Source organism: Mesorhizobium sp. ESP-6-4 (genome assembly GCF_020164735.1).
Classification (GTDB): domain Bacteria; phylum Pseudomonadota; class Alphaproteobacteria; order Rhizobiales; family Rhizobiaceae; genus Mesorhizobium.
In genome coordinates, this window is record NZ_JAIUGS010000001.1 from 492590 (window position 1) to 509640 (window position 17051).

Below are 17051 nucleotides of genomic sequence, written 5' to 3' on the forward strand. Positions count from 1 at the left end.
ACATGGCTGACATCCGCAACAATTTCGTCGGCATCAAATCGCCCAACCCGTTCTGGCTGGCGTCGGCGCCGCCGACCGACAAGGCCTACAATGTCGAGCGCGCCTTCAAGGCCGGCTGGGGCGGCGTGGTGTGGAAGACGCTGGGCGAGGAAGGCCCGCCGGTCGTCAACGTCAACGGCCCGCGTTATGGCGCGATCTGGGGTGCCGACCGCCGCCTGCTTGGCCTCAACAATATCGAACTGATCACCGACCGCGACCTGCAGACCAATCTGCGCGAGATGAAGCAGGTGAAGATGAACTGGCCGGACCGGGCGCTGATCGCCTCGATCATGGTGCCTTGCGTGGAGGAGAGCTGGAAGGCGATCCTGCCGCTGGTCGAGGAGACCGGCGCCGACGGCATCGAGCTCAATTTCGGCTGCCCGCACGGGATGAGCGAGCGCGGCATGGGTTCGGCGGTCGGCCAGGTGCCGGAATATATCGAGATGGTCGTGCGCTGGTGCAAGCAGTTCACGCGCATGCCGGTCATCACCAAGCTGACGCCCAACATCACCGACATTCGCAAGCCGGCGCGCGCAGCGCATGCCGGCGGCACCGATGCGGTGTCCCTGATCAACACCATCAACTCGATCACCGGCGTCGATCTCGACAATTTCGCGCCGCAGCCGACCATCGACGGCAAGGGCTCGCATGGCGGCTATTGCGGCCCAGCGGTGAAGCCGATCGCAATGAACATGGTGGCCGAGATCGCCCGTGATCCGGAAACGCATGGTCTGCCGATCTCCGGCATCGGCGGCATCACCACCTGGCGCGACGCCGCCGAATTCATGGCGCTCGGCGCCGGCAACGTGCAGGTCTGCACGGCGGCGATGACCTATGGCTTCAAGATCGTGCAGGAGATGATCGCCGGGCTGGAGAACTGGATGGACGAGAAGGGCCACGCCTCGCTCTCCGACATCATCGGCCGCGCCACGCCCAATGTCACCGACTGGCAGTATCTCAACCTCAACTATGTCGCCAAGGCGCATATCGACCAGGATGCCTGCATCAAATGCGGCCGCTGCCACATCGCCTGCGAGGACACCTCGCATCAGGCGATCACCAGCATGGTCGACGGTGTCAGGCATTTCGAGGTGATCGAAGCCGAATGCGTCGGCTGCAACCTTTGCGTCAATGTCTGTCCGGTGGAGGGCTGCATCACCATGCAGCCGCTGGCCGCCGGCGTGCTCGACCAGCGCACCGGCTTGCCGGTGTCGCCGGTCTACGCCAACTGGACCACGCACCCCAACAATCCGATGGCCAAGGTGGCCGCGGAGTAGGATTGGTTCCTCGCCCCACGTAGTGGGCACAGATCTTCTGTGACTGGCGCGACTGATCAGGCCGAGCCTTGATTGCGACGTGGTTCCCCCAAACCCGTCGCTGCTTCGCAGCGCCACCTTTCCCCCTCCGGAGGGAAAGGAAGGGAGCGTTGCTGGACGAGCGTTGACGGCAAAAAGCTTGGCGCCTTCCTCTACCCCGTCGATCGGGGGAGAGGTGGCTCGGCGAAGCCGAGACGGAGTGGGGGTCGACCAGCGCTACATAAGACAATGCATGCGCCAAACTGCCATGCACGCTATCGCCAAAGGCCATGCCGCTTGGAAACGTGTGCATGCCGTAGACGAAGTGGGGAGAGGTGGCCCGGTGAAGCTGGGACGGAGAGGGGTCTTCGGGACGGATGGGAACTAGTCCAGGCTCCTGACCGCCTGTTTATCTTGCTAACACCTCATTCTTCACCGACTCTGAGCTCACAGAAGGCGTCCCCCTCTCCGTCCCGGCTTCGCCGGGCCACCTCTCCGCTTTGCGGGGTGCGAGGAACCCAAGTCCTGCGAAGCGCCAATTCTCCCTCACTCTGTCATTGCGAATCGGCGGGCAATCTTCATTTTTCTATTGCAGATAAAAATTATCCATGATAAAAGATATCCATGATTAGGAGATCGGCACGATGAAGCTCGGCGATGGGGTTGAGGCGGCAATCCATTGCGCGGCGACGCTGGCCAGCGTCGATGGCAACAGCACTATGCCGGGCGCGGCGTTGGCTGAGGCGTTTGGTCTGTCGCCGAGTTACCTGCTCAAGCATCTGAACCAGCTCACGGCGGCGCGCATCCTGGAATCGGTGCCGGGGCCGGCGGGCGGCTACAGGCTGGCGCGGGCGGCCGAGCGCATCACGCTGCTCGACATTGTGCTTGCAGTGGAGGGCAGGGAGCCCGCCTTTCGCTGCGGCGAGATCCGCCAGCGCGGCCCGGTCAAGATCGATGCCTCCGCCTATGTGAAGCCCTGCGGCATCAATGTCGCGATGCTCAAGGCCGAGCGCGCCTATCGGGCGGCGCTCGCCGAAGTGAAGCTGTCCGACATCGTGGCGGACTACGCGGCCGAAGGCGATCCGCGATCCTATGCCGCGAGTTGCGCCTTCGTCGAGCGTCACCAGCGGCGTCAGAAATCCGCTTCACCGAAGCAGATTTGAACCTCTAACCCCACCAAAAACCCGGAAGGAAAAGACAATGAAACAGAGACTGCAGTTCTTTGCCAAGGCGCCGGAAATCATGAAGGCGGTGTCGGCGCTCAACAAGGCCGTCGACGAATGCGGGCTGGAAGTGAGCCTGCTGCACCTGATCAAGCTCAGGGCGTCGCAGATCAATGGCTGCTCATACTGCGTCGAGATGCACAGTCGCGAGGCGAGGCGCGACGGCGAGACCGAGACCCGGCTCTATCTGGTCGCGGCCTGGAAGGAATCGCCGCTGTTTTCCGAGCGCGAGCGCGCCGCCCTTGCATGGACCGAAGCCGTGACGCTGATCGCCGACAATGGCGTATCGGACGAGCTCTACGCCCGCACGCTCGAGCATTTCTCGGAAGAGGAACTGGTCAAGCTCTCGGTCGCGCTCGGCATGATCAACACCTGGAACCGGCTGTGCATTCCCTTCCACGCCATTCATCCGATGCCGGCCGCCAAGGCCGCCTGATCGAACGGCTTGGCGCGCGGATAAGAGATCCGCGCGCCTGTTCACGCAGCAAAGCGCAGGCCTCCGTCGCAGGTCAGCACCTGGCCGGTCATGAAGCTGTTCGAGACCAGGAAGGCGATCGCTTCGGCGACGTCCTCGGCGCGACCGATGCGGCCGACCGGCGTCTTGTCGGCATATTCGGCAAACACCGCCTGCCGCTGGTCGTCCGGCAAAAAGTCCCACCAGGGCGTGTCGATGACGCCGGGGGCCACGACGTTTACGCGCAATGGCTTCAGCTCGACCGCGAGGATCGGCGCGACGGTCAAGAGCATGCCGTTGATGGCGCCGATGCCGGCGACGCCAGGCGCCGCGATCTGCGCCGACACGGCCGAGATGAAAGTCACCGATCCGGCTTTGTTCAAGGTCGGCAGGGCCGCCTGCAGGCAGGAGAGTTGCGGCCGGATCTTTTCGTCGACGCCGCTGCCGATATCGGCGAGGTCGAGCGTCGCGAACGGTCCCAGGCCCTTGCCGCCGCTGGCAGCGAGAACCAGGTGATCGAAGGGTCCGAGGTGCTCGAAGAAATTCCGGACCTCGTCCGGCTTGGTGGCGTCGAAGGCGGCCTTGCCGACGGTGCCGTCGAGGCTCTTCCAGGCGCTCTTCAATTTCTCCTCGTTACGGCCGGTGATCGTGACTTTTATCGTGGGGCCGACCAGCCGTTTGGCCGTGGCGAGGCCGATGCCGGATGAGCCGCCGACGATGACGCAGTGTTCGGTGGTCTCGCTCATGAGTGCTTTTCCCTGGATGTTGCGGAAGATTGCCCGATCAGTTCGAGGCTAAGCGCGCGCAGCCGGCGGCGGGCTTTCTCGTCATAGGCCTGGGCGTCGGCGCGCGACTCCCGCTGGCCGTCGAAGTAACGGCCGCTGCGGCCTTCGAGCGCCGGCGATGTTGCCAGGTTGAGAATGGCGTCGGCCCCGGTCTCGACCGAGCTCCATGGCGTGACCCCGGCCTGCCGCACCATCGTTGTGTCCATGTAGCTTGCCGGGTGCAAAGCATTGACCGTGATGCCGGTGCCGTCGAGCTGCTCCGCCAGATCGATTGTGAACAGGATCTGCGCCAGCTTGCTCTGGCAGTATGCGCGCACGCCGCTATAGCCATGCGTCAGCATCACGTCGTCGAAGTCGATCGCCTGCTGGCCGGCCGAGGCGACGTTGACGATGCGCGCCGGCGCGCTTGCCTTGATGAGCGGCAAGAGCTCCGACGTCAGCAGGAAGCCAGCAAGATAGTTGACGGCGAAGCGCAACTCGTAGCCGTCGGCGCTGACCTGCCGGCTGGCGGCCTGGCCGCCGGTGCCGACGCCGGCATTGTTGATCAGGACGTCGAGCCGATCGGTCTTGGCGCGCGCCGCTTCGGCGAGGCGACGCACCTCGGCAAGCGAAGCGAGATCGGCGGCGAGGAATTCCGCCTTGCCACCTTTTGCCTCTATGGCGGCCACAGTCGCCTTGCCGCGGCTTTCGTCGCGGCCATGCACCAGCACGCGGGCGCCGCCGGCGCCGAGCCGCTCGGCGACCACACGGCCGACGCCGTCGGTCGAGCCGGTTACGAGAATTGTTTTGTCGTTGAGTTCCATGTCCGGAGCCTCCTTGCGCTGCTCTGAACGCAAAGATGGGACATCGCGCGGGGCGCTAACAGTTCAAACTTTATCCTGGTATCGGTACTGCTATAATGGGCATATGGACGTCATCACTCATTCCCCCGAAGATCACCGCCGGCGCGAGCTCGGCGCCTTCCTGCGGTCCCGCCGCGAAAGGCTTTCGCCGGATACCGCCGGCATCGCCTGCGGCGCGCGGCGGCGCACGCCGGGCCTGCGGCGCGAGGAAGTGGCGATGATCGCCGGCGTCGGCACCACCTGGTACACCTGGCTGGAACAGGGCAGGGACGTGCGGCCTTCGGTCGAGGTGCTCTCAGCGCTCTGCGAAGCGTTGCGGCTCGACGCCGCCGAGCAGCGGCATCTGTTCACGCTCGCCGGCCGCCAGCAGCCCGAGCGGCGCCGCATCGTGCAGGGCAAGGTCGAGGGGCCGCTGCTGCACATGCTGCAGAGCCTGGTCCTGCAGCCCGCCTATGTCGTCGGCCCGCGCTGGGACGTGCTGGCATGGAACGATGCGGCCGTCGCCATTTTCGGCGATTACGGCCTGCTGGAGGGCGACGCCCGCAACATCATCCACGGCGTCTTCACCGATCCGCACCGGCGGCATCTGCTGGTGGATTGGGAACAGCTGGCGCGCGCGACCCTTGCAGCCTTTCGCGCCGAGAGCGCGAAATACACCGGCGATCCGGATTTCGAACGGCTGATCGAGTTGATGATGCGCTCAAGCCCCGAGTTCCGCGAATGGTGGCCGCAGCGCGATGTGGTGCACCGGCTCTCCGGCCTGAAGCATCTGCGGCATCCGATCGCCGGCGCGATGACGTTCGAGCATATGAGCCTGTCGATCGACGACGGCTCAGACATGCGGCTGATCGTCTACACGCCGCTGGCGGAGCAGAACTCGGTGGTGAAATTGCGCAAGCTGCTTGATAGCCAGGCCATTCAGAAGCGTAGCGCCTAAGGTTGGTTGGCAGCAGCTGTCAGCTTCGTCATCCACGGGCGGAGCGGGAGCGAAGCGGACGCGGAGACCCGAGGATCCATTCCGTTACCTTTGCCGTGTGTGCCAGCGGTGCAGAATTCTGGATCGTCGCGTCGCTTCGAGGTCACGGAATGGATCCTCGGGTCTGCGCTGCGTCGCTTCGCTCCCGCTCCGCCCGTGGATGACGAAGCTGAGAGGCTTCGGCTAATCTCGAAGGACAGCAACAGCCAAACGGCTGGCAAAACGGCCCCGTCCCGGCGATACGCTAGCCCTTCGGCTTCAGCCCATCCAGGAACAGCTGCTCCAGAAACCGCGCTGCGTCCTCGAAGCGGCCGTCGCCGCCGCGGTCGGCGCCGAGCACGGCGCGGACCTGGACGTCGAAATCGGCATAGTGCTGCGTCGTCGCCCAGATCGAGAAGATCAGGTGCCAGGGATCGGTGCGGGCGATCTTGCCGGCGCGCATCCAGCCCTTGATGACGGCGGCCTTCTCGTCGACCAGCGTCTTCAGCTCGCCCTCCAGCATCGGCTTGATGCGCGGCGCGCCCTGCAGGATCTCGTTGGCGAACAGCCGGCTTTCGCGCGGAAAATCGCGCGCCATCTCCAGCTTCCTGCGGATGTAGCTTCTGAGCTCCGTCAGCGGATCGCCGATGTCGTCAAGCTCGCGCAGCGGCGCCAGCCAGGTGTCGAGCAGGCGCTGCATCAACGTCTCGTGAATGTCTTCCTTGCGGCGGAAGTAATAGAGAAGGTTGGGCTTCGACATGCCGGCGGCTTCGGCGATCTGGTCGATGGTCGAGCCGCGAAAACCGTTGGCGGAGAAGACTTCGAGCGCGGCCTCGAGGATCAGCTCGCGCTTTTCCTGCTGGATGCGGGTGCGGCGGGGAGCGGAGCCTTCCATCGCCGCCGTCATCCTGGCCGGCCGTCTTCGCGCCGGCTCTCTGGACCAATTGTCTGGACCAGTTTTTCCTTGGGCTGTGGAGCGCGCTTTTTATGCCGCATTTCCGCTAGTAATCCCCTGACCGCCGACAGGCGGTGCTAACGTTTGTCCAACCGGTCAAAAATTTGCGTAGCACGAAAACGCAGCAAAGACCAAGCGTTGGCCGCACCGAAACACGCTTACAAGGGGAAGTCCTGGTCATGTCCAACCGGCTGAAAGTCACGCCGAACGATCTCAGCGCATTTTGGATGCCGTTCACGGCAAACCGCCAGTTCAAGCAGGCGCCGCGCATGTTCGTGTCCGCCAAGGACATGCACTACACCACCAGCGACGGCCGCAAGGTGCTCGACGGCACCGCGGGCCTGTGGTGCGTGAACGCCGGCCACTGCCGGCCGAAGATCACCGAGGCGATCCAGAACCAGGCTGCCGAGCTCGACTACGCGCCGGCTTTCCAGATGGGCCACCCGATCGTGTTCGAGCTGGCGAACCGCCTGGTCGATATCGCGCCCAAGGGCATGGACCATGTCTTCTTCACCAATTCCGGATCGGAATCGGTGGACACCGCGCTCAAGATGGCGATCGCCTATCACCGCGTTCGCGGCGAGGGGTCGCGCACCCGTCTGATCGGCCGCGAGCGCGGCTATCACGGCGTCAATTTCGGCGGCATCTCGGTCGGCGGCATCGTCTCCAACCGCAAGATGTTCGGCACACTGCTCGGCGGCGTCGACCACCTGCCGCACACGCATCTGCCGGAGAAGAACGCCTTCTCGAAGGGCGTGCCGGAGCATGGCGCCGAGCTCGCCAATGAGCTGGAGCGTCTCGTCACCTTGCATGACGCCTCGACCATCGCTGCCGTCATCGTCGAGCCGGTCGCCGGCTCCACCGGCGTCATCCTGCCGCCGAAGGGCTACCTGCAGAAGCTTCGGGAAATCTGCACGAAGCACGGCATATTGTTGATTTTCGATGAAGTGATCACCGGCTTCGGCCGCCTCGGCGCGCCGTTCGCGGCGGACTATTTCGGCGTCACGCCGGACATCATGACCACCGCCAAGGGCGTCTCCAACGGCGTCATCCCGATGGGCGCGGTGTTCGTCAAGAAGGAGATCCACGACGCCTTCATGACCGGCCCCGAGCACATGATCGAGTTTTTCCACGGCTACACCTATTCGGGCAACCCGATCGCCTGCGCCGCGGCGCTCGGCACGCTGGACACCTACAAGGAAGAGGGCCTTTTGACCCGCGGCGAGGAACTGGCGCCTTACTGGGAGGACGCGCTGCATTCGCTCAAGGGCGAGCCGCATGTCATCGACATCCGCAACATCGGCCTGATCGGCGCGATCGAGCTGGCGCCGATCGCCGGCAGCCCGACCAAGCGGGCCTTCTCGGCCTTCGTCAAGGCGTTCGAACGCGGCGCGCTGATCCGCACCACCGGCGACATCATCGCGCTGTCGCCGCCGCTGATCATCACCAAGGGCCAGATCAACGAGCTGATCGACCATGTGCGTGAGGTGCTGAGGTCGATCGACTGACAAGCCGGCGCGGACACTCTGCCGTGGAGGGAGGGTGTCCGCGAAGCCGCCGGCTGAGGTCGACGCCGCAGCGCCGACCTTCGGTGCGATTCAGGCGGGCTGCGCGCCGATACCTGTCAGGATCACCCGTTTGATGTTTTCCTTGGCTTCCCGCCATTGCCGGTCGGAGAGCGACTTGCCGCCGTTCAGCGTCTCGATCTGGTGGCCGAAATCGGCGTAATGCTGGGTCGTGGCCCAGAGCATGTAGAGGAGATGACGCGGGTCGACCGGGTCCATTTTGCCCTCCTCGATCCAGCGCCTGATGATCTCGACGCGACCGTCGGTCCATTCGCGCAGCGTCGATTCCATATAGTCCTGAAGCACAGGCGCGCCGTGCATCACTTCCGAGGCCCAGACCTTCGAGCCGTCCGGGTGGCGGCGCGATATTTCCATCTTGGCGTCGATATAGGCGCTGATGCCGTCAACCGGGCCGCGCGCCGCGTCGAAGCAATTGGCCGCCTGCAGCCAGATCTCGAAAATGTTCTGGACGACGGACCGGTAGAGCTCTTCCTTGGTCGCGAAATAGTAGTGGAGATTTGCCTTTGGCAGTCCCGCCAGATCGGCGATCAGCTGCATCGTGGCGCCGCCGAACCCGGCTTCCGCAAACACCTTTTCGGCGGCGAGCAGAATTGCTTTTTCATTCTCCCGCCTTATGTCCTGTCGCCGCATGGGACGGGTGGATTCGCTCATGTCTCCCCCAAGATTCTCGTTGACCGCTTGGTCAGCTTGTGTAGTCTGAAAGCTGACCATACGGTCAGGATGCAAACCACTCAAGGGGCGACAAGACCCCTGGTGAAAATGGGAACCGCAAATGGCCGCACCTGGTGAAAATCTGCGAGTGAATTCAGACCGCTTGTGGGATTCCATCATGGAGATGGCGAAGATCGGCCCCGGCATTGCCGGCGGCAACAATCGTCAGACACTGACCGATTCCGACAAGCAAGGCCGCGAGCTGTTCAAGTCCTGGTGCGATGAGGCCGGGCTCACCATGGGCGTGGATCAGATGGGCACCATGTTCATGACGCGGGCTGGCACCGATCCGGACGCGCTGCCGGTCTATGTCGGCTCCCATCTCGACACCCAGCCGACCGGCGGCAAATATGACGGCGTGCTCGGCGTACTTTCCGGCCTGGAGGTGGTGCGCTCGCTCAACGATCTCGGCATCAAGACCAGGCATCCGATCGTCGTCACCAACTGGACGAACGAGGAGGGCGCTCGTTTCGCGCCGGCGATGCTCGCCTCGGGCGTGTTCGCCGGCGTGCACACCCAGGAATATGCCTATGCCCGCAAGGATCTCGACGGCCTGACCTTCGGCGACGAGCTGAAGCGGATCGGCTGGGTGGGCGACGAGACGGTCGGCGCGCGCAAGATGCACGCCTATTTCGAATACCATATCGAGCAGGGCCCGATCCTCGAAGCCGAGAACAAGCAAATCGGCGTGGTGACCCACTGCCAGGGCCTGTGGTGGCTGGAGTTCACGCTGACCGGCAGGGAAGCGCATACCGGCTCGACGCCGATGAACATGCGCGTCAATGCAGGCCTTGCCATGGCGCGCATCCTGGAGATGGTGCAGACGGTCGCCATGGAGAACCAGCCCGGCGCCGTCGGCGGGGTGGGCCAAGTGAAGTTCTCGCCCAATTCCCGGAACGTCCTGCCAGGCACGGTGGTCTTCACCGTCGACATCCGCTCGCCGGACCAGGCCAAGCTCGACGGCATGCGCGCCCGCATCGAAAAGGAAGCGCCGAAGATCTGCGAGGCGCTTGGCGTGAAATGCTCGGTCGAGGCGGTCGGCCATTTCGACCCGGTGACCTTCGATCCGACGCTGGTCGGCCGCGTGCGCACAGCCGCCGAAAAGCTCGGTTACAGCCATATGAATATCATCTCCGGCGCCGGCCACGACGCCTGCTGGGCGGCCAAGGTGGCACCGGCGACCATGGTCATGTGCCCCTGCGTCGGCGGCCTCAGCCACAACGAGGCCGAGGACATCTCCAAGGAATGGGCGGCGGCGGGCGCCGATGTGCTGTTCCATGCGGTGGTCGAGACAGCTGGAATCGTTGAATGACCGCCTAGACCAGTCACCTCGCAACGCCGCTCGCAAAGAAGCGCGAAAGAACAGGGGAACAGATATGACCAAAGTCATCCGGAACGGCACCATCGTTACCGCCGACCGTACCTGGAAGGCCGACGTGCTGATGCAGCATGGCAAGATCGTCGCCATCGGCTCCAACCTGCACGGCGACCATGAGTTCGACGCCACGGGCTGCTATGTCATGCCGGGCGGCATCGATCCGCACACCCATCTCGAAATGCCCTTCATGGGCACTTATTCGGCCGACGATTTCGAATCCGGCACCCGCGCGGCGCTCTCCGGCGGCACGACCATGGTGGTCGATTTCTGTCTGCCGGCGCCGCAGCAGTCGCTGCTGGAAGCGCTGCAGATGTGGGACAACAAGACCTCGAAAGCGTCCTGCGACTATTCCTTCCATATGGCGATCACCTGGTGGGGCAAGCAGGTGTTCGACGAGATGGCTCATGTCGTCGACCGGGGCATCACCTCGTTCAAGCATTTCATGGCCTATAAGGGCGCGCTGATGGTGGATGACGACGAGATGTACTCGTCGTTCCAGCGCTGCGCCGATCTCGGCGCGCTGCCGCTGGTCCATGCCGAGAATGGCGACGTGGTCGCAGCGCTCTCGCAGAAGCTTTTAGCCGCCGGCAACAACGGTCCGGAGGGACATGCCTATTCGCGGCCGCCGGAAGTGGAGGGCGAGGCGACAAACCGCGCCATCATGATCGCCGATATGGCGGGCGTGCCGCTCTATGTCGTGCATGTCTCCTGCGAGCAGAGCCACGAGGCGATCCGTCGCGCCCGGCAGAAGGGCATGCGGGTGTTCGGCGAGCCGCTGATCCAGCACCTGACGCTCGACGAGACCGAGTATTTCAACAAGGACTGGGACCATGCGGCGCGCCGGGTGATGAGTCCGCCTTTCCGCAGCAAGTGGCACCAGGATTCGCTGTGGGCCGGCTTGCAGGCCGGCTCGCTGCAGGTCGTGGCGACTGATCACTGCTCTTTCACCACCAGCCAAAAGCGCAACGGCATCGGCGACTTCACCAAGATCCCGAACGGCACCGGCGGGCTCGAGGACCGCTTGCCGGTTCTATGGACGAGAGGCGTCAACACCGGGCGGCTGACGATGAACGAGTTCGTCGCGGTGACTTCGACCAACATCGCCAAGATCCTCAACATGTATCCGAAGAAGGGCGCGATCGTCGAAGGCGCCGACGCCGACATCGTCGTGTGGGATCCGAAGCGCAAGAAGACGATCTCGGCCAAGAACCAGCAGTCGGTGATCGACTACAACGTCTTCGAAGGCGTCGAGGTGACCGGTCTGCCGCGCTTCGTCTTCTCGCGCGGCGAGCTGTCGATCGAGGAAGCGGAGGTGAAGGCCAAGACCGGCCATGGCGAGTTCGTCGCCCGCGAGCCGAACGCCGCGGTCAACCGGGCGCTGTCGACCTGGAAGGAGATTTCCGCGCCGCGCAAGGTCGAGCGAACCGGCATTCCGGCCACCGGGGTCTGACCATGCGGGCTCTTCATCTTGCGATCACGGCGGCCGCGATGCTTGCCGCCGGCCAGGCTCTTGCCGCCGGCATCGACCTCAGCAAGCCCTATGGCGACAAATATGGCTGCATCAACCGGAACGGCCAGCAGGTGGCTGCCGACAAGATGCTGCTTCTGACCGACAAGGAACTGATCACGGCGGCCAGCGCCTGCACCTTCAGCGACCGCCAAGCGCAGGCCGATGGATCACTGGTGGTGACGGCAAAATGCGAGGCTGAGGGCGAAGAGGGACAGCCGACCAGGTTCACCATCAAGCGCAGCGCGAAGAATGCGAAGAAGCTGGTGGTGGCCGACGAGGACGGCAATGTGATGGGCGAAGTCGCGCGATGCAAATGACGGTCATCCCGTCAGGGTCAAGCGACGAGGCCATCCAGTTCCGGCAGCAGCACGACGCTTTCCTGCTCGTTGGGATCGGTGCGGGCGATGACCGCGGAGGAGGGCGCCCCGCTCAGATTGGCGGGCAGATGCGGCACGCCCGCCGGAATGTAGAAGAGGTCGCCGGCCTTGACGACGGTGTGGTGTTCGAGCCGGTCGCCGTACCAGGTGTGGACTTCACCGGAGAGCACGTAGATGGCCGTCTCGTGGCTTTCATGCATGTGCGCCTTGGCGCGCGCGCCGGGCGGCATGGTGAGAAGATGCATGCAGATGCCGGAGGAGCCGACGGTTTCGGCGGCGATGCCGGCGAAATAGCTCAGCCCCTGCTTGCCTTGATAGGTGCTTTCGGGGCGAACGAGACGACAGGTGGGTTTAGGCGACATCGGCAAGGCTCCGGGCGGCGTCGATCGGGTGGGACAGGACGAGTGGAAAGCAACGCTATCATAAAATCAACCGGATTGCGGACAGCGCGGCAGCGGCTGCGAAAGGCAGGCTGCAGCCAATGACCGAACAGCCGCCAGCCGTCGTCTCGGCAAGCAAGCTCGGCCTCACCTTCCAGACCAATGACGGTCCGGTGCAGGCGCTGTCCAATGTCGATCTGACCATCGGCAAGGGCGAATTCGTCTCCTTCATCGGCCCGTCCGGCTGCGGCAAGACCACCTTGCTGCGCGTCATCGCCGATCTGGAGAAGGCGACCGCCGGGGCGATCTCCGTCAACGGCATGACGCCGGAGCAGGCGCGCGAGAAACGCGCCTATGGCTATGTCTTCCAGGCGGCGGCCTTGTTCCCGTGGCGCACGATCGAGCGCAACGTGGCGTTGCCGCTGGAGATCATCGGCCTCAGCCAAGTCGAGCAGGCGGAGCGCATCAAGCGCACGATGGAGTTGGTCAACCTTTCCGGCTTCGAGAAGAAATACCCCTGGCAGCTTTCCGGCGGCATGCAGCAGCGCGCCTCGATCGCGCGTGCTCTCGCCTTCGATGCGGACCTGCTCTTGATGGACGAGCCGTTCGGCGCGCTTGACGAGATCGTGCGCGACCATCTGAACGAGCAGCTGCTCGATCTCTGGGCGCGGACCAACAAGACGATCTGCTTCGTCACCCATTCGATACCCGAGGCGGTCTATCTGTCGACGCGCATTGTCGTGATGTCGCCGCGGCCAGGCCGCGTCACCGACATCATCGAATCGACGCTGCCGAGAGAGCGGCCGCTCGACATCCGCGAGACGCCTGAATTCCTGGCGATCGCCGCACGGGTGCGGGATGGCTTGAGGGCAGGGCATAGCTATGATGATTGAGGGGCGGGAGGATGAGCTCTCTCCTCTCTCCTCCGGGGAGAGGGTCGCCGCGCAGCGGCCGGGTGAGGGGCCGGCCACTCGCGCCTTCGTCATCCTAGGGCGGAGCAGGCGCGCCACCCCGCGTGTTAAGGAAGCCGGCCATCGCGATTTCGTCATCCTAGGGCGTAGCGACGCGAAGCGGAGCGCAGACCCTAGGATCCATTCCGTAATGCTGGTCGAAGGGCGTAAGCGGCTCAGAATACCCGACGAGCAGAGCGTGGCGCAGGGAGCTGTATTCTGGAACGTTGCGGAGCTCAGAAGTAACGGAATGGATCCTAGGGTCTGCGCCGCGTCGCTTCGCTCCTTGCTCCGCCCTAGGATGACGAAAAATACCCGCGCCGCAGCACTCCAGTCGAACGTGCCCGGCCTTCGCTTCGCTCCGGCCACCCTCTCCCCGTGGGGGAGAGGAGAAGGGCAGCGCTAGATGGACACCTTCCGCTCGAAAATCATCCCCGTCACCAGCATCCTCGCCGGCGTGGTGGTGCTCTGGTACGTCTTCGCCGTCATCCTCAACGCGCCGTTCCAGCGCGATCTCGACGCCAGAGCCAAGGAAACCCCCGGCGCAGTCGAATTCATCGGCAAGACGCTGGCGCAGCCGAAGCCGACGCTGCCGGCGCCGCATCAGGTGGCGGTGAATTTCTTCGAAAATACCTTCCTGCGGTCCGTCACCTCGAACCGCAGCCTGGTCTACAACGCCTGGGTGACGCTGTCCTCTACGTTGCTCGGGTTTGCCTTCGGCACGGCGCTCGGTATCGTCATTGCGGTGGGTATCGTGCATGTGGCGACGCTCGACCGCAGCCTGATGCCCTGGATCATCGCTTCGCAGACCATTCCGATCCTGGCGGTGGCGCCGATGATCATCGTGGTGCTGGCGGCGATCGGCATCACCGGGCTGATCCCCAAGGCGCTGATCTCGACCTATCTGTCGTTCTTTCCGGTCGCCGTCGGCATGGTGAAGGGCCTGCGCTCACCCGAGATCATGCATCTCGACCTGATGCATACGTATAACGCCAGCGCCTCGCAGACCTTCTGGAAGCTCAGGGTGCCGGCTTCGGTGCCGTTCCTGTTCACCTCGATGAAGGTGGCGGTGGCGGCAAGCCTGGTCGGCGCGATCGTCGGCGAATTGCCGACGGGCGCCGTCGCCGGCATCGGCGCCAAGCTGCTCGCCGGCGCGTACTACAGTCAGACCATCGACATCTGGTCGGCGCTGGTCGCGGGGTCCGTCGTCGCGGCGCTGCTGGTGATGGTGGTGGGCATCGCCGGACGCCTGGTCGACCGCGCCATGGGCGGGAGGCCGGCATGAATTGGCTGAAGCCATCATGGCAATCGGTGCTGGCAATCCTGCTTTGTCTCATCGCCTTTGCGCTTGGCGCAATGACGAAGCCGGAGGCAGCCGTGCTGGCGGAGCCGGCCGCAACGCTGGCCTATCCCTATATGGGCGCCAAGGGGCTGATCATCGGGCTGCTGCTCATTGCGGCGCTGGTCTCGACCTTAAGGCTGACGCCGGTCGTTGAGGCCATTGTGCTCTTCGTCGGCGCCCATGCCGCAGCCTGGCTCTTGGTCAAAGGCATAGCCGGTTTCGAGGGCACGGCGCTGGCGCCCTATTTCCTGCTGCTTGCCGCTGCCTGGCTGCTGGCCTGGCGCTGCGTTGCCTTGCTCGCCTGGTTGCGTCCGAGCGGGAGCGTCGCAAGGAACGCGCTGCGCCTGATCATCCCGGCGATCTTCGGCGCCTGGATCCTGATCATCTGGGAGGCGGTGACGCGCGGTGCCGGCATCCCGTTCATCCTCTTGCCGCCGCCCAGCGCCATCGGCGCGCGGATCGCCAACTCGCTGCCGATCCTGGGATCGGACGTGCGGCAGACGATCTTCAAGGCGGTGCTGATCGGCTATGTCGTCGGCAATCTCGCCGGCTTCGCCGTCGCCATCCTCGCCGACCGCGTGCCTTTCCTGCGGCGCGGCCTGCTGCCGATCGGCAATATGGTTTCGGCGCTGCCGATCATCGGCGTCGCACCCATCATGGTCATGTGGTTCGGCTTCGATTGGCCGTCCAAGGCCGCGGTCGTCATCATCATGACCTTCTTCCCGATGCTGGTGAATACGGTGGCGGGCCTTGCCGCATCCGGGCATATGGAGCGCGACCTGATGCGCACTTATGCATCGGGCTATTGGCCGACCTTGCTCAAGCTCAGGCTGCCGGCGGCAATGCCCTTCATCTTCAACGCGCTGAAGATCAACTCGACGCTGGCGCTGATCGGCGCCATCGTCGCGGAGTTCTTCGGTACGCCTGTGGTCGGCATGGGATTTCGCATCTCGACGGAAGTCGGGCGGATGAACATCGACATGGTGTGGGCCGAAATCGCAGTTGCAGCACTGGCGGGTTCGGTCTTTTATGGCGTGGTCGCTCTCATCGAGAGAGCCGTCACGTTTTGGCATCCCTCTGTCCGAGGTGGATAGGGGCGGTGGGTTTGGGTGCTAACTTCAGAGGGTAATAAGATGAAAAGACTGCTGATTTCTGCTCTGGCCGGCGCCATGTCGCTGGCCGCCTTCCAGGCGATGGCCGCCGACAAGGTGACACTGCAATTGAAATGGGTCACGCAGGCCCAGTTCGCCGGCTATTACGTAGCCAAGGCCAAGGGTTTTTATGACGCCGAAGGCCTCGACGTCGACATCAAACCGGGCGGCCCGGACATTGCGCCCGAGCAGGTGATCGCCGGCGGCGGCGCCGACGTCATCGTCGACTGGATGGGCGGCGCGCTCGCGGCCCGCGACAAGGGCGTGATGCTCGTCAATATCGCCCAGCCGTTCAAGAAGGCCGGCATGGAGCTGGTCTGCCCCAAAAACGGCCCGATCAAGACGGAAGCCGACTTCAAGGGCCACACGCTCGGCGTCTGGTTCTTCGGCAACGAATATCCGTTCTACGCCTGGATGAACAAGATCGGCCTCAAGACCGATGGCGGCCCGGACGGCGTGACCGTGCTCAAGCAGAGTTTCGACGTGCAGCCGCTGATCCAGAAGCAGGCCGACTGCATCTCGGTGATGACCTATAACGAATACGGCCAGGTGCTGGACGCCGGCTACAAGCCGGAAGACCTGGTCGTGTTCAACTACTCCGCCATGGGCAACGACCTTCTGGAGGACGGGCTCTACACGCTCGAGGACAAGCTCAAGGATCCGGCCTTCGAGGACAAGATGGTGCGCTTCGTGCGCGCCTCGATGAAGGGCTGGAAATACGCCACGGAGAACACCGACGAGGCGGCCGAGATCGTCGTGGACGCCGGCGGCCAGGATGAGAACCACCAGAAGTTCATGATGAAGGAAGTGGCCAAGCTGGTCGACAATGCCGACGGCAAGCTGATCCCGGCCGCTTACGAGCGCACCGCCAAGGCGCTGCTGGACCAGAAGATCATCAGCAAGGAGGCGAGCGGCGCCTACACGACCGCGATCACCGACAAGGCGATCAAGTAAGGTCCGCTCTCAGCGCGGAAGTTGGAAAGGGGCGGGCGACCGCCCCTTTCTCGTTGCCCCGCGGTAAAATAACCGTGTGCGCCGGGATACATCGGGCCGCTCAGCCGTTGATTGGCGCATCCGCGCGCCGGGGAGCCGCGAAGGATGCTGCAATCAACGGAGGT

General features: G+C 64.0%; 17 protein-coding genes. 12 read left to right on the plus strand and 5 right to left on the minus strand.

What is annotated here, in order from left to right; all coding sequences use genetic code 11:
• The first annotated feature begins 2 nt into the window (after positions 1–2).
• The 3 genes from preA (at position 3) to LB523_RS02205 (ending at position 2993) form a co-directional block, all read left to right on the plus strand.
• Positions 3–1316: an NAD-dependent dihydropyrimidine dehydrogenase subunit PreA gene (gene preA, locus LB523_RS02195; RefSeq protein ID WP_224600752.1), complete on the plus strand. Its 1314-nt coding sequence runs from the start codon at positions 3–5 to the stop codon at positions 1314–1316.
• A gap of 662 nt (positions 1317–1978) precedes the next feature.
• Positions 1979–2497 carry an RrF2 family transcriptional regulator gene (locus LB523_RS02200; protein ID WP_224600753.1) on the plus strand — a complete coding sequence of 173 codons (519 nt, stop codon included), beginning with the start codon at positions 1979–1981 and terminating at the stop codon, positions 2495–2497.
• Between the two features lie 37 nt (positions 2498–2534).
• On the plus strand, positions 2535–2993 hold the full coding sequence (locus LB523_RS02205) for a carboxymuconolactone decarboxylase family protein (RefSeq protein ID WP_127304365.1): 459 nt from the start codon (positions 2535–2537) through the stop codon (positions 2991–2993).
• A 41-nt stretch (positions 2994–3034) separates the two neighbouring features.
• On the opposite strand, the gene LB523_RS02210 is transcribed toward LB523_RS02205, so the two are convergent.
• Entirely contained in the window at positions 3035–3757 is a 723-nt protein-coding gene (locus tag LB523_RS02210) for an SDR family oxidoreductase (RefSeq protein WP_224600754.1), read from the minus strand.
• Positions 3754–4599 (minus strand): SDR family oxidoreductase, encoded by an 846-nt coding sequence (locus LB523_RS02215; protein WP_224600755.1) that lies wholly within the window; start codon positions 4597–4599, stop codon positions 3754–3756. Before LB523_RS02215 ends, LB523_RS02210 begins: the two co-directional genes overlap by 4 nt.
• Positions 4600–4702: 103 nt before the next feature.
• On the opposite strand from LB523_RS02215, the gene LB523_RS02220 reads away from it, so the two are divergent.
• Positions 4703–5575 carry a helix-turn-helix transcriptional regulator gene (locus tag LB523_RS02220; protein ID WP_224600756.1) on the plus strand — a complete coding sequence of 291 codons (873 nt, stop codon included), beginning with the start codon at positions 4703–4705 and terminating at the stop codon, positions 5573–5575.
• 283 nt (positions 5576–5858) lie between these two features.
• On the opposite strand, the gene LB523_RS02225 is transcribed toward LB523_RS02220, so the two are convergent.
• Complete coding sequence (locus LB523_RS02225; RefSeq protein ID WP_095769027.1) at positions 5859–6488, minus strand: TetR family transcriptional regulator C-terminal domain-containing protein; 630 nt, start codon at positions 6486–6488, stop codon at positions 5859–5861.
• Between the two features lie 239 nt (positions 6489–6727).
• Between LB523_RS02225 and LB523_RS02230 the strand changes: the two genes are divergently transcribed.
• The gene (locus LB523_RS02230) at positions 6728–8056 is read left to right on the plus strand and encodes an aspartate aminotransferase family protein (protein ID WP_140546683.1); all 1329 of its coding nucleotides are present in this window, start codon (positions 6728–6730) and stop codon (positions 8054–8056) included.
• 90 nt (positions 8057–8146) lie between these two features.
• On the opposite strand, the gene LB523_RS02235 is transcribed toward LB523_RS02230, so the two are convergent.
• Entirely contained in the window at positions 8147–8785 is a 639-nt protein-coding gene (locus tag LB523_RS02235) for a TetR/AcrR family transcriptional regulator (RefSeq protein WP_095768951.1), read from the minus strand.
• Positions 8786–8906: 121 nt separating this feature from the next.
• Between LB523_RS02235 and LB523_RS02240 the strand changes: the two genes are divergently transcribed.
• The 3 genes from LB523_RS02240 (at position 8907) to LB523_RS02250 (ending at position 12050) form a co-directional block, all read left to right on the plus strand.
• Positions 8907–10157: a Zn-dependent hydrolase gene (locus LB523_RS02240; protein ID WP_224600757.1), complete on the plus strand. Its 1251-nt coding sequence runs from the start codon at positions 8907–8909 to the stop codon at positions 10155–10157.
• 64 nt (positions 10158–10221) lie between these two features.
• Positions 10222–11673: a dihydropyrimidinase gene (hydA, locus tag LB523_RS02245; protein WP_224600758.1), complete on the plus strand. Its 1452-nt coding sequence runs from the start codon at positions 10222–10224 to the stop codon at positions 11671–11673.
• A 2-nt stretch (positions 11674–11675) separates the two neighbouring features.
• Positions 11676–12050: a hypothetical protein gene (locus LB523_RS02250; RefSeq protein ID WP_224531801.1), complete on the plus strand. Its 375-nt coding sequence runs from the start codon at positions 11676–11678 to the stop codon at positions 12048–12050.
• Positions 12051–12067: 17 nt separating this feature from the next.
• On the opposite strand, the gene LB523_RS02255 is transcribed toward LB523_RS02250, so the two are convergent.
• Positions 12068–12472 (minus strand): cupin domain-containing protein, encoded by a 405-nt coding sequence (locus LB523_RS02255; protein WP_140839621.1) that lies wholly within the window; start codon positions 12470–12472, stop codon positions 12068–12070.
• A gap of 119 nt (positions 12473–12591) precedes the next feature.
• Between LB523_RS02255 and LB523_RS02260 the strand changes: the two genes are divergently transcribed.
• From LB523_RS02260 to LB523_RS02275, 4 genes are all read left to right on the plus strand, one after another.
• Positions 12592–13383, plus strand: a complete 792-nt coding sequence (locus LB523_RS02260; protein ID WP_095768956.1) for an ABC transporter ATP-binding protein — start codon at positions 12592–12594, stop codon at positions 13381–13383.
• 463 nt (positions 13384–13846) lie between these two features.
• Positions 13847–14725 (plus strand): ABC transporter permease, encoded by an 879-nt coding sequence (locus LB523_RS02265; RefSeq protein ID WP_095768957.1) that lies wholly within the window; start codon positions 13847–13849, stop codon positions 14723–14725.
• The gene (locus tag LB523_RS02270; protein ID WP_224531796.1) at positions 14722–15876 is read left to right on the plus strand and encodes an ABC transporter permease; all 1155 of its coding nucleotides are present in this window, start codon (positions 14722–14724) and stop codon (positions 15874–15876) included. Before LB523_RS02265 ends, LB523_RS02270 begins: the two co-directional genes overlap by 4 nt.
• Positions 15877–15915: 39 nt before the next feature.
• A complete protein-coding gene (locus LB523_RS02275; protein ID WP_095768959.1) occupies positions 15916–16887 on the plus strand; it encodes an ABC transporter substrate-binding protein in 972 nt (323 codons plus the stop codon).
• Positions 16888–17051 lie beyond the last annotated feature (164 nt).